At 44.5% G+C, this 11,661-nt stretch carries 13 protein-coding genes and 1 pseudogene; 10 read left to right on the top strand and 4 right to left on the bottom strand.

The annotated features are described in order from the left end of the window. The 3 genes and pseudogenes from uhpB to uhpT all read right to left on the bottom strand — a co-directional run. Positions 1–1,022, bottom strand: a pseudogene (uhpB, locus tag B7C60_RS17915) (signal transduction histidine-protein kinase/phosphatase UhpB); the annotation flags it as partial. Further along, positions 1,022–1,630 carry a response regulator transcription factor UhpA gene (uhpA, locus tag B7C60_RS05340; protein WP_099610767.1) on the bottom strand — a complete coding sequence of 203 codons (609 nt, stop codon included), beginning with the start codon at positions 1,628–1,630 and terminating at the stop codon, positions 1,022–1,024. The pseudogene uhpB and the gene uhpA, both read right to left, overlap by 1 nt. 188 nt (positions 1,631–1,818) lie before the next feature. After that, a complete protein-coding gene (uhpT, locus tag B7C60_RS05335) occupies positions 1,819–3,219 on the bottom strand; it encodes a hexose-6-phosphate:phosphate antiporter (RefSeq protein ID WP_099610766.1) in 1,401 nt (466 codons plus the stop codon). A 367-nt stretch (positions 3,220–3,586) separates the two neighbouring features. Here uhpT and B7C60_RS05330 point away from each other — a divergent pair, with 367 nt between their 5' ends. The 8 genes from B7C60_RS05330 to B7C60_RS05295 all read left to right on the top strand — a co-directional run bounded on the left by B7C60_RS05330 (position 3,587) and on the right by B7C60_RS05295 (position 8,991). Next, a complete protein-coding gene (locus B7C60_RS05330; RefSeq protein WP_157928682.1) occupies positions 3,587–4,021 on the top strand; it encodes a NifB/NifX family molybdenum-iron cluster-binding protein in 435 nt (144 codons plus the stop codon). Further along, positions 4,014–4,331 carry a DUF5320 family protein gene (locus tag B7C60_RS05325; RefSeq protein WP_099610764.1) on the top strand — a complete coding sequence of 106 codons (318 nt, stop codon included), beginning with the start codon at positions 4,014–4,016 and terminating at the stop codon, positions 4,329–4,331. The genes B7C60_RS05330 and B7C60_RS05325 overlap by 8 nt, the downstream gene beginning before the upstream one ends. Positions 4,332–4,402: 71 nt before the next feature. Further along, positions 4,403–4,735 (top strand): NifB/NifX family molybdenum-iron cluster-binding protein, encoded by a 333-nt coding sequence (locus tag B7C60_RS05320; RefSeq protein WP_099610763.1) that lies wholly within the window; start codon positions 4,403–4,405, stop codon positions 4,733–4,735. Positions 4,736–4,801: 66 nt separating this feature from the next. Next, positions 4,802–5,650 carry an ATP-binding protein gene (locus B7C60_RS05315; protein ID WP_099610762.1) on the top strand — a complete coding sequence of 283 codons (849 nt, stop codon included), beginning with the start codon at positions 4,802–4,804 and terminating at the stop codon, positions 5,648–5,650. Beyond that, entirely contained in the window at positions 5,647–6,522 is an 876-nt protein-coding gene (locus B7C60_RS05310; RefSeq protein ID WP_099610761.1) for an ATP-binding protein, read from the top strand. Before B7C60_RS05315 ends, B7C60_RS05310 begins: the two co-directional genes overlap by 4 nt. A 14-nt stretch (positions 6,523–6,536) precedes the next feature. Further along, on the top strand, positions 6,537–6,875 hold the full coding sequence (locus B7C60_RS05305) for a NifB/NifX family molybdenum-iron cluster-binding protein (protein ID WP_099610760.1): 339 nt from the start codon (positions 6,537–6,539) through the stop codon (positions 6,873–6,875). A 259-nt stretch (positions 6,876–7,134) separates the two neighbouring features. Next, positions 7,135–7,725 carry a YjaG family protein gene (locus B7C60_RS05300; protein ID WP_099610759.1) on the top strand — a complete coding sequence of 197 codons (591 nt, stop codon included), beginning with the start codon at positions 7,135–7,137 and terminating at the stop codon, positions 7,723–7,725. 24 nt (positions 7,726–7,749) lie between these two features. Next, positions 7,750–8,991 (top strand): mechanosensitive ion channel family protein, encoded by a 1,242-nt coding sequence (locus tag B7C60_RS05295; RefSeq protein WP_099610758.1) that lies wholly within the window; start codon positions 7,750–7,752, stop codon positions 8,989–8,991. Between the two features lie 102 nt (positions 8,992–9,093). On the opposite strand, the gene B7C60_RS05290 is transcribed toward B7C60_RS05295, so the two are convergent. Next, positions 9,094–10,158: a CNNM domain-containing protein gene (locus B7C60_RS05290; RefSeq protein ID WP_099610757.1), complete on the bottom strand. Its 1,065-nt coding sequence runs from the start codon at positions 10,156–10,158 to the stop codon at positions 9,094–9,096. A gap of 458 nt (positions 10,159–10,616) precedes the next feature. On the opposite strand from B7C60_RS05290, the gene hupA reads away from it, so the two are divergent. Beyond that, positions 10,617–10,889, top strand: a complete 273-nt coding sequence (hupA, locus tag B7C60_RS05285) for a nucleoid-associated protein HU-alpha (RefSeq protein WP_099610756.1) — start codon at positions 10,617–10,619, stop codon at positions 10,887–10,889. 40 nt (positions 10,890–10,929) lie between these two features. Further along, positions 10,930–11,625: a DUF1481 domain-containing protein gene (locus B7C60_RS05280; protein ID WP_099610755.1), complete on the top strand. Its 696-nt coding sequence runs from the start codon at positions 10,930–10,932 to the stop codon at positions 11,623–11,625. The last annotated feature ends 36 nt before the right edge of the window (positions 11,626–11,661 follow it).

Raw genomic sequence — 11,661 nt, 5'->3', positions numbered from 1 at the left:
CAAGCCTCTTTTATTTGGGTTTGCTCTGCACGTTTAATGATACTGGCTTGAGTACGAATGGCGGTAATGCTCTGGCCTATCTCATCATGTAACTCGCGCGCGACTTCTTTTCGAACGGACTCTTCTGCTTTGACCAGTTGCTGAGATAATGATTGATTACGCCTCAATTCTTGGCGTAATTGGCTGTTGAGATCTTGCTGTCTTTGTACGGCAACCCCGAGAAATAGCCCGGTTAAACTTTGTGCTGAGATAGAGAGTAATAAGTCGGTGATTTCTAGGTTCGTGACATCGCTTCGGGCGGCAATTAAGGCAATACTATTAAGGAGAGTCGCGAGTAACGCGCCCTGCCAGCCATAGCGTAATGCTAATAAAATGATCGGAATCGCGAGGCAGAAAGGGGCAAAGCGGCGTAACTCTTCCGGTAAGCTGGTTTGTAAGATAATGCTAATAAAAAATAGCAGGCTACACAGCGAGATCGCTTTGATATTAAAGCGTGGTGTTCGCCGAATCAGTTGTACTGACAGCGGGATCCAATGGGTCTGGAACAGGTAGTTCCATAATAAATAGCAGGTCGGAACCACCATCAGCCCCCCCGTTAAGCTGACCAACCAAGTGAGATAAATGGAGGGGACGTGCAGGCTGACAGAAGCGGCATTGAGGGTCGCACTTAGGGTAATCAGTGTGCCCATCACCATCAGCCTGCGCCATTGCTCGCCAGTATAATAATGATAGGCCACGGCAGTGATAGGAAGGCTTAATACACTGGCAATTAAAATGGTTAACCATTGTGGCTGAGCCAGTAATAACGCCAAACTGATGGTCAGTGCCCATTCGGTAAGGTAAATAATTAACCAGTAGCGAGGCGCGCAGTGCAGAGTAATTCCTAATCGCAAAGCAAAAGGAAAAAATAATATAGCCAGTTCCGAGTCGTTGACAAAATAGACCCCAATGACCCATAAGCAGAACCACGCACAAGCAGTGACCATCATGCTGCAGAGCGCTGTAAATGGGTGCAGGCGCATTAGTTAAGCTCGTTCGTGATCAGTTTGGCTAACGCGACATTATTCGTGACTCCCAGTTTATCCATACCATTTGCGCGGTGCACATGCACCGTTTTTGGGCTTAGGCCAAGTTGTTGGGCGATGGCTTTTACGTCAATGCCTTCTGCTAATAATTGACACACTTCGCGTTCTCGAGGGGTGAGAGAGGCTAAAGGTGAGTGGGTTTGTTTTGGCATAACCAAACGACTCGCGATTTCGGGGGTCAGGTAACAGCCACCTTGAGCACAGGTTTTGACCGCCTGAATCAATTCATCAGGACTGCATCGTTTACTCAAATAACCTTTCGCGCCTAACTCGAACGCTTTTTCTACCATGGCTGGAGAGTCATGTACGCTTAACATGATGGCCGCAATACCTGAAGGTAATGCTTCTAATAGCGTAAAACCACTCTCATTGGTCATGGAAATATCTAAGATCACCACATCCGCATGACAGCCTGGTAGGCCTCGTGTGGCGTCATCAATGGTGCCAAATTCTCCCGCGACTTGGATCTCGGGATCAAGGTTTAGTAGCTGAGCGAAACCGGAGCGGACAATCATATGATCATCAACTAAGACGACGTTATACATGAGCAGAATCGATTAGAAGAACCAATTGGGTAAATTAACGCCAAAATAGGATGCTGGCAATGAGTAATTGGATAAATACAATATTGATGAGGGCAATAGTGGCAGGCTAGGTCATGATAGGCCTGCCACTTGGCAGCTATCCCCATCCTACTGGTCGACTAGGTCGCTCTTCGGTGGGGAGAGAATCATTAAGCTTGATTGCTTGCAAGCTGCAGCAGGCGTTTTTTCTCTTTACGAATTTTTCGCTCTTCAGCTATCGCCACAAAAGCGAGTAAGGTAATACAAAGAAATGCAGAGGTATCCAGCGCAGCAAAGGTACCTTTCCAACCGGTAAGACCAAAAATTGGTGTTCCATCAGCAATCATGCCGAGGCCCAGTTTCGCAAAACTATCCCCGATTAAGTAGGCGAAGGTGCCTTTGACCCCATCTGCGACCGAGATGGCTTTTTTCGGTACGAAGCCAACCGCAGCAACACCAATGAGAAGTTGCGGGCCAAACACCAAGAAGCCAAGAGCAAAAAGGGAGGCCAGATACATAAATTCGCTGCTGGCGTGTTGGTAGAACTCCAGCGTCATAATGATTAAGGCAAGTGATACACAGGCGACTAATGCGCGGCGACCATTGGCGAGATCAGATAAATACCCCCACATCAAGGTGCCAATGAGTGCACCGACTTCAAACATGGTGAAGCCAGAAATTGCCACTTCTTTTGAAAGACCAAGCTCTTGGAAAGCATAAACCGTAGACCATTGGTCAATCCCGATTCGTACGACATATAAGAAAATATTGGCAAAGCAAAGCAACCAAATGACTTTGTTTTTCAAAACATACTCAACAAAAATTTGCCATTGAGTCATGTTGTTCGCTTCGGCAGCAGTATCTTCTTCACTGATCGCTTCGCCAAACAGCTCTTCAACTTTACCTAAGCCGTAAGCTTCTGGTGAGTCACTACCATAACGTAAGCCGATAAAACCGATGATTAATGCCAAAATAGACGGGAAGATAAACATACCGATTACATGGCCATCAAACAGGTAGTTAGCGCCAAATAAAGCCACCCCAGCCGCACCAGCGCCACCGACGTTATGTGACATATTCCATAGCCCTAAGTAAGAGCCGCGTTTATTGCGTGGTGTCCATTTGGTAATGGTCGAATAACTTGATGGCCCACCGGTACTTTGGAATAAACCACTTAATGAATAAAAAGCGATCATTAAGAACAGGCTCACACTACCGCCACCCATACTAAAGCTAAAGCCAAGCATGGCTAAACCGGAAAGGATCAGCATAAAGGGAAGAAATTGTTTGGTGTTTTTACCATCAGCGTAGTAAGAAACTAACGTTTTACCTACCCCATAGGTAATCGAAAAACCAAGGCCGATTAAGCCCAGTTCGGTCATCGATAGACCATAGGTTGAGATCATATCATTTTGCGCAATATTGAAGTTTTTGCGCACCAAATACATGGCCATATAGCCAATAAAGACCACTAAATAAGATTGAAGAAAGGGCTTAAACCACATTTTCCGTCTTACTTCGACGGGGATGTCTAGCGTCGGTTTTCTGACTTGTTCTAGGAATTGCAACATAATACGTTCTCTTTGCCGTATAAATAAAAGGGACATTAAAGCGTTGTCGCAAAGTGTATGTCTTGTCTGATCTCTGAACATCAGAGAGCGGCTTAGGTGAACTAGGAAAAAGTCCTAGAAATGGTGATGTGTTATGCAAAGCGTGAATAAGGTCACGTTTGGTGATGGAGTGAGAAGGTGTTGCAATGGTTGCATTTGTGAATCGAACTGCAATCACTATGCTTGCAATATTGCAACAGTAGTGTGGATCTCTGATTTTTATCTTTCTAGTTTTGTATTAAAAAACAAAGGGATAAGTTTAATTTGTATTTGTGATTAAAGTGGAATGCTTGTTGCTCTATAGGGATTATCAGCAATGGAGTCCAGAATGAAAGTCGCATTAACTATTTGGAATAATCGAATCTCTCCGGTTTTTGATGTTGCACAACATGTCTTGTTGCTGGAAGCGCAACAAAGTGTAATCCAGCAGCAACAAGTGGTCGATTTACCTGTGGACTCGGCAATCAATAAACTGACTTTTTTGGTTTCTCAGAAAGTCGACTTGCTGATATGTGGCGCGATTTCCCGTTCCTTGCAGTTAGCCATTGAAGAACAAGGCATCAATGTTTATCCGTTCTGTTCCGGGGAAGTTTCCGAGCTTATTGAATGTTGGCAGAAAGATCAGCTTGAACGGGTGTCTTTTGCTATGCCTGGTTGCGGTAAGAGACGGCGAATAAGGCAGAGGACACAAGGAAATGGTTGCCGGAACTCAGATAATCACTGTCGAAGACAAATTAAACATTTAGGAGGCAACGATGCCTAGATATGACAAAACAGGACCACAAGGTAATGGGCCACGTACTGGCCGAAGTATGGGGTTGAGTCGTGGGGAAGAGCAAACTCGCATGCGTGATGGTGAATCATGTAAACGCATCAGACGACGTCAGCGAATGAGAAATGCCTGTCAAGACGGGCCAAATTGTAACAGAAGAGATAACGCCGGGGTTGGAAATGGTCGTAGAGCTGGACAAAACGTGCAAGGTTCTCAAGGAATGAGGCGGAGAACTCCTGTTCAAGGACAGGGAAGAAATGCTGTGGGACAAGGCCGAATTGGATTTGTTGACTTTGAATAGCACAGAGCACTTCCTACGGCCTAGTACGAATACAGGCATTAACACGGGACAGTATATAAAAGGGCACATAGATGATAATCGCTTTTACTACCGCATCATCCACGTTGAATGGTGAATTAGATCCTAAGTTTGGTCGAGCGCCAGGATTTTTGATTTACGATACCGATCAGCAAAGTATCCAATATCTGAATAATGACCTCAATTCAGCTTCAGCTCAGGGAGCCGGGATTCAGGCCGCTCAGGATGTTATCGCGGCTGGTGTCCAATATTTGGTCACGGGTTCTTGTGGGCCCAAAGCCACTCTAGTGCTTAAAAGTGCTGGCGTTAAAATTTTTAACAGTGATTCAGTGACGCTGAAGGCGTGTCTTGAATTACTTAATAGCGGCAAGCTCATAGAAGCCTGATCTATAAACTCAAGCTTCGGGAGATAAAAGCTCGGAGCTTGAATTTTTATCAAATTGAGGGAAGTTATGAAGTTAGCCATTGCTTCTGGTAAAGGTGGAACCGGCAAAACAACCGTATCCATCGCATTGGCTCTGTCAGCAGAGAGTACCGTGACTTATTTAGATTGCGATGTTGAAGAGCCTAATGGGAAGTTGTTTTTTCAGCCACAAATAGAGCTAAGCGAAAAGGTTTGCGTACCGGTTCCTGTCATTGATCGTCAACGCTGCACAGGTTGTGGCGATTGTGTTGATATCTGCCAGTTTAATGCCATTGTTACTCAAGGGAAATATGCCATGGTGTTTCCTGAACTTTGTCATAGTTGTGGTGGATGTGTCTATGTTTGCCCTGAAAGAGCCATTACGGAAGAAATGCATCCGGTTGGTTTGCTTAACCAAGGCCAAGCAGGAAATATACGTTATATAGAAGGCTTATTGAATGTCGGTGCATCCATGGCGACGCCGGTGATTGATGCGGTAAAAGAACAGGTATCAGACGGAGTGACGATTATTGACTCACCTCCGGGGACGTCCTGTGCAATGGTGAGTACGGTGCAGGATGCAGATTTTGTTCTATTGGTTACAGAACCCACTCCATTTGGTTTGCATGATTTGAAGATCGCCGTCAAAACGCTTGAAGTGTTAAAGCGCCCCTTTGCTGTCATCATTAATCGTTTTGAGAATATAGATAACTGTGTTGATTGGTTTTGTGCGGATCAGGGCATCGCTGTTTTGCTTCGTATTCCCGAAAACAGAAAGATAGCTGAAGCTTACTCTCGGGGAGAGTCATTGTTTTCAGCATTACCTCAATTAAAAGACGAGTTTAGTCAATTATTGTCTGCAATAAAACTTGTCTTAGAATCGGGAGAGGTTGCATGAAGGAAATTGTGATTTTAAGTGGTAAAGGAGGGACAGGTAAAACCAGTCTCACAGCGTCATTTGCCTCGTTAGCCAATAAAGCGGTATTCGCTGATTGTGATGTTGATGGTGCCGATTTACACCTGATCCTTCAACCTGATATCCAGACTATTCATACCTTTACCAGCGGACATGAAGCGGTTATTCGCACTCAAGACTGTTCGCAGTGTGACGTATGTACCGATTACTGCCGTTTCGGTGCCATCCAGCGTAACGAAGAAAGTGGTGAATATCGTATCGATCCGATTGCTTGTGAAGGCTGCGGTGTCTGTGTCCATTTTTGTCCTGATCATTGTATTGACTTTCCTATAAGGAAATGTGGTGAATGGTATCATTCAAACACCCGTTTTGGCCCTATGGTTCACGCGCATTTGGGTATCGCAGCCGAAAATTCCGGAAAACTGGTGAGTCTGGTGAGGCAGGAAGCAAAGAAAAAAGCCAGACAAATACAGGCTGATGTTTTGTTGGTTGATGGGCCTCCCGGAATAGGGTGTCCAGCTATTGCTTCCATTACTGGTGCCGATTTTTTGGTATTAGTTACCGAACCAACATTATCAGGAAAGCATGATATTGAACGTGTTTTGCAGCTGGCGAAACATTTTTCCCTACCAGCTTCTGTCGTGGTAAATAAATGGGACATAAACCCTGATATGACGGCCGAGATTGAAGGTCTTGCTGCTGCTTATCGCGCTCATATTCTTGGACGAATCCGATATGACAAAGCGATCACTCAGGCTCAAATCGAAGAGAAAAGCGTGATCGAGCTAGGTGAGAGCGATGTATCAAAAGAGATTCAAATTATTTGGAATCAAGTACAGGCAATTGCTTGTTAGATAAAGGAAAGAAAATGAAAATAGCTATCCCTGTCGCAGACGGAAAACTTGATCTACATTTCGGTCATTGCAAAAACTTCGCACTATTAGATGTGGATTTAGATACTAAAAAAATTGTCTCACGAAATGATGTTGATGCTCCTCCCCATGAACCTGGATTATTGCCAGCATGGTTAGGTGACAAAAATGTCGAATTGGTTATTTCGGGTGGAATGGGCCAAAAAGCGAAACAGCTGTTTGAAGCGCGTTCAATTCAAGTTGTTGTTGGTGCACCATCAGAGACACCAGAATTATTAGTTCAGGCTTATCTTGGTGGGCGTTTAATCTCAGGCGTTAATGCTTGCGATCATTAAGGATCAGCTAGTCTTTTGAGAATTAAGCGTGATTAAAGGGGACAACCAAACCATTAATGTACCCATCGCATTGGTTAACCAGCCTGTTGCTGAATATTTAACCGCCAGCCCAAGATAGGGAAATGATCCTGCTTCCCTATCTTGTTATATCAATCTGACCTTGGGTTATTATCGGGCACATTATCGATAAGCATCCTTTTCCCTCTGCTGGTTATCCAGTACACTTTCGGTGTCTTTTTCCACAACCATTAGAGTGGCTATGTTACAGAACCCATTACAACTTCGTCTTGAGAAGTTTGAACCTTGGCAACAGATTACCTTTATGGCATGCCTATGTGAACGTATGTATCCTAATTACGCCTTGTTCTGTGAACAAACGGAGTTTGCTCAAGCGCGTGGCTATCGAGATATCCTTGATAGCGTCTGGGAGCTGATGACGGTGAAAAATGCTAAAATCAATTTCGAACGTCAATTAGAAAAGCTGGAAGTCTTAATTCCGACCGCCGCGGAGTTTGAGCTTTATTTAGTTTATCCCGCCATTGATGCCTGTGAAGCATTGTCTACCTTATTGCATGGCTTATTAGATCGGGATGATCTTTACCAATCGATGCAAAAAATCAGTCAGATCTCGGTGCGTACGGTTGCCCAGTTGGAAGAAGCGCAAACCGGTGACGTCATTACCAACGATAATCAGAAAAATAATCAAGCGGTGTGCGAGGAATGGGATGTGCAATGGGCAATTTTTCGACCGTTACGTGAAGCGACTGAGAGAGATATTGAGTTGATCAAAGATTTACGCCAAGAGTTGCGTGATGAATGTGTCAGCAATATTGGTCTCACTTTAGACTAAGAAAAGTAAGAAAAGGAGTAAAGCATGCTGGAATCCATGACTCAATGGTTGAGTCAATATGGTATTAAGATGTCGCAAGTGGTTCAGCTGACTGAAGCTTTGGGGCTGATTGTGCTGATTGCCATTGTTATCCATATCCTATTACATCGAGGTGTGGTGGCTTGGTTAAAGCGGCATGCTGAACAATCTCAGGCTTCTTGGCGTCATGTGCTTTTTGCTGGCAACTTATTTAGCCGTATTGCATTAATGATTCAGGGGATAGTCATAGGGATTCAGGCCAAATGGTGGTTGGCTCCGGAGAGTGCAATACGAGAAAGTATTCTGATGTTTGTCGCGCTGTGGGTGGTGATTTATGCGCTACTAGCTTTGTACTCATTGTTGAACGCATTGGAGGTGTTACTTTCTCGAACCTCGATTGGGCGAAATATGCCCCTGAAAGGCATTTCTCAAAGTCTGAAAATCATTTTGTTTATTATTGCCGCGTTATTGATCACTTCGGTTCTGATTGGCAAGTCACCCTTGATTCTACTCAGCGGTGTTGGTGCGATGACCGCTGTGATTATGTTGGTATTTAAAGATCCTATTTTAGGATTAGTTGCCGGAGTTCAACTCTCGGCTAATAAGATGCTCAGTGTCGGTGACTGGCTAGAAATGCCAAAATATGGTGCGGATGGTGCTGTGATTGATATCAGCTTAACCACGGTCAAGGTACAAAACTGGGATAAAACCATTACCACGATTCCGACTTACGCACTGATTTCTGATTCGTTTAAAAACTGGAAAGGAATGCAGGAGTCAGGGGGGCGACGGATCAAACGTAGCGTGCTGATTGACGCCTCGAGTATCCACTTTTTATCTGAGCGTGAGATTGAACGATTAACCCATGCTCAGTTACTGGAACCTTATATAAAACAAAAGGTTGAAGAAATTACCGCCTATAATCGTGAGCATCAGGTGGATGATAGTACTCCGATAAATGGTCGTCGGTTGACCAACTTAGGCAGTTTTCGGGCTTATTTAGAACGCTACCTTCGTGCTCATCCTGAAATTCATCAGCATATGACCTTGATGGTGCGTCAGCTGGCACCGACTCATGAAGGGGTTGCCTTAGAGTTATATTGCTTTACGGCCACCACGGTTTGGGTGGAATACGAACGGATTCAGTCAGATATTTTTGACCATCTTTATGCTGTGTTGCCAGAGTTTGATTTACGCGTCTCTCAGGCTCCTACCGGGAGTGATTTTCGCCATTGGCAGATGCATTGAAATTGGCAGATGCATTGAAGCTGTTTTGGTCTTTTTCGCCATCCACCGCTTAGGCGGGGATGGCGTTTTATTGAGGGACGGATAGATTTCCCCTAGGTGCGCTTATTGTGGGTCTTCTTCATCTCGGCTTTCAATCACCCGGTGCTCTTTTTTCCAGCGCTCCCAACGTTCAGTCGCAAGTTGTTGCATGTCGGTAATTTTATCGGCCTCATCAATGATTTCTTCGCCCAGTAAGTGTTCAAAAATATCCTCTAAGGTTAACAAACCTTGCACCGTACCATATTCATCCACCACCAACGCCAGTTGTAAGCGCATTTTAAGCATTTGTTCGAACGCCACAGGCAGTGTTTGGGTATTAAGTAGTACATGGATCGGGCGCATGACGGCCCCGAGTTGCTGATTACCAAGACCATTTTGATGTAATTTGAATAATTCCAACCGATGAACAAAACCAAGGATGTTATCGGTATCTTCGCTATAGACTAAAGGCCGAGAAAAGGGCGTATCTTGATGCTCTTGCAGAAACTGGTTAACCGACATTTCTGCTGGCACTCGAAACAGAACCGGCCGAGGAGTCATCACTTGGGTCACGGGGACGGCGCGAATATTAAGTAGATTATTAAGGATTTTAGATTCACCGACATCAAACTCGTCGCTATCACTGGCCATTAAGGCCATCGCCGACAGTTCATCGCGCAGCCTCGGGGTTTCATTTCCTTTTGCTAATCGCTTGGTGATTTGTTGAGAAAACCAAATAAAAGGCGTTAGCCACCAGATCATGGCACGCAGAATCGTTGCACTCAACGGAGCCAATTGACGCCAATAGGTTGCCCCGATGGTTTTCGGGATGATCTCAGAAAAAACTAATATGGCCAGCGTTAACAGAGCAGAAAATAGCCCTAACCAATGATTACCAAATACCAAGGTCGCTTGCGCGCCCGCGACAGATGCGCCGACAGTATGGGCGATCGTATTGAGCGTTAAGATAGAGGCTAGTGGACGATCAATATCTGCTTTCATGTCGCTCAGTTTTTGAGCAGCAGGATGAGATTGTTGTCTCAGTTGAGCGATATAGCTTGGGGTGACGCTGAGTAACACTGCTTCAAGTACCGAACAGATAAATGACACACCAATAGCAATCGTGATGTATAGAGTAAGCAGTAGCATAAAGTCCTTAGCATTAAGCTGGTCGTGATCAAAAAATGGTGATGTTAAAAATTAGGTGTCTGACCGAGTTAATGTGTTGTGTTTCTATCGTGATTTACTCTTCATAGCAAGAAAAATTACTCAGTTAAACGTTCAATTTGTAGTGGTTAAAGTCGGATACTGTTTTTATCTAAGCTGGCTTTGATCCAGTTTTTGATGCTTGTTGTCGCCATGTTGAATTATATCTTTCCAACTTGCCGTCTCCCTGCAACGCTAAGTTGTTTGGCTATAAATAATGGCGTCAACGTCCAAAAACAAGGTTAATACCTACCATCATCAAGGGGAAATTGTGAGTTAAAGCTCATATTATGGTTAAAACTACGTCAGAGAAGCCGAAGTGACGCGACAAACCTTTGCCAGACAGGGGCTTTATGTTTTAGAGTGGGCTGAATTTGACAACCTATAAGAAGGGAAACCTAATGAACAAAACCCAATTAATCGACTTTATCGCAGAGAAAGCAGATCTTTCAAAAGCACAGGCTAAATCTGCTCTTGAAGCTACTCTTGGTGCTGTTGAAGGGGCACTGAAAGAAGGAGACCAGGTTCAACTCATTGGTTTTGGTACATTCAAAGTAAATCATCGTGCCGCTCGTACGGGGCGTAATCCAAAAACAGGTGAAGAAATCCAAATTGCTGCGGCCAATGTTCCAGCGTTTGTTGCTGGTAAGGCACTGAAAGATTCAGTAAAGTAATTTATACTACGCCGAGGTATCTTATCTCGGCGTCTCTTTTATGAAAAAACGGCTTCTGCTACTACTTTATACCATAGGCTTATTGGCCGGTTGCGCCTCTTCTCTCCCTCATCCTAACCTTGAATTACTGCATGATTACTCCGGTGGTCAAACTCTCGGCGATGCGACGCGTCTCTACTGGTACACCGAGTATCAGAATCGTCCAGTAAAAGCTTCAGACTATGTTTTATTAGGTGACTATGGACATTATCAGACCAGTTATCGCTGGGAAGATGGACAAGTTCGTGAAGTGGTTCGGGAAGGTATGCAGTTAAAGGATAACGCGTTGGTGCCTTATCGCGTTCATTTAAGATTTAACCAACAAGGTGAGGCTATTTATCAGCAGTTTCGCCTCGAAGGTAAAGTCCTTCCCCTAAACCAACAGCAGTGGCGCGAGTATCAACAGCAGGCACAAGGTTTATCTGAACTCAGTAAAGCGCAAGCGAGTCAACATATCACTTTATTTCAAGGTGTTTGGCGCGATCAGACATTGACCAGTTGTTCGGCGCAATCGTTCTCTCAAGTTACCTTTGACGCTTCGGTTCCTGAATGGATTCAATCACGTTTGAACGACGAGCATTTTCTTGTTTTGTTAGGTAAAAAGACTCGAAATCAATTGCAGGTTCAAGATGTACTGATGATGACGGACAGTCAACATGGATGTATTGAACAGCCTGAATTGATTGGCGATGAGTGAATGGTGCACGATAACGATAGGTAGATAAACAAGCCG

The sequence above is a fragment of the Vibrio fujianensis genome (assembly GCF_002749895.1).
Taxonomy (GTDB): Bacteria; Pseudomonadota; Gammaproteobacteria; order Enterobacterales; family Vibrionaceae; genus Vibrio; species Vibrio fujianensis.
Note: the sequence above shows the minus strand (reverse complement) of the source record. Positions and strands in the feature narration are given on the sequence as shown.

Bases quoted from the DNA above. Each gene is read 5' to 3' on its own strand.
- uhpT (WP_099610766.1), bottom strand. From the start codon at position 3,219: ATGTTGCAATTCCTAGAACAAGTCAGAAAACCGACGCTAGACATCCCC.
- B7C60_RS05300 (WP_099610759.1), top strand. From the start codon at position 7,135: ATGTTACAGAACCCATTACAACTTCGTCTTGAGAAGTTTGAACCTTGG.
- hupA (WP_099610756.1), top strand. From the start codon at position 10,617: ATGAACAAAACCCAATTAATCGACTTTATCGCAGAGAAAGCAGATCTT.
- B7C60_RS05280 (WP_099610755.1), top strand. From the start codon at position 10,930: ATGAAAAAACGGCTTCTGCTACTACTTTATACCATAGGCTTATTGGCC.
- B7C60_RS05310 (WP_099610761.1), top strand. From the start codon at position 5,647: ATGAAGGAAATTGTGATTTTAAGTGGTAAAGGAGGGACAGGTAAAACC.
- B7C60_RS05315 (WP_099610762.1), top strand. From the start codon at position 4,802: ATGAAGTTAGCCATTGCTTCTGGTAAAGGTGGAACCGGCAAAACAACC.
- B7C60_RS05325 (WP_099610764.1), top strand. From the start codon at position 4,014: ATGCCTAGATATGACAAAACAGGACCACAAGGTAATGGGCCACGTACT.
- B7C60_RS05320 (WP_099610763.1), top strand. From the start codon at position 4,403: ATGATAATCGCTTTTACTACCGCATCATCCACGTTGAATGGTGAATTA.
- uhpA (WP_099610767.1), bottom strand. From the start codon at position 1,630: ATGTATAACGTCGTCTTAGTTGATGATCATATGATTGTCCGCTCCGGT.
- B7C60_RS05330 (WP_157928682.1), top strand. From the start codon at position 3,587: ATGAAAGTCGCATTAACTATTTGGAATAATCGAATCTCTCCGGTTTTT.
- B7C60_RS05295 (WP_099610758.1), top strand. From the start codon at position 7,750: ATGCTGGAATCCATGACTCAATGGTTGAGTCAATATGGTATTAAGATG.
- B7C60_RS05290 (WP_099610757.1), bottom strand. From the start codon at position 10,158: ATGCTACTGCTTACTCTATACATCACGATTGCTATTGGTGTGTCATTT.
- B7C60_RS05305 (WP_099610760.1), top strand. From the start codon at position 6,537: ATGAAAATAGCTATCCCTGTCGCAGACGGAAAACTTGATCTACATTTC.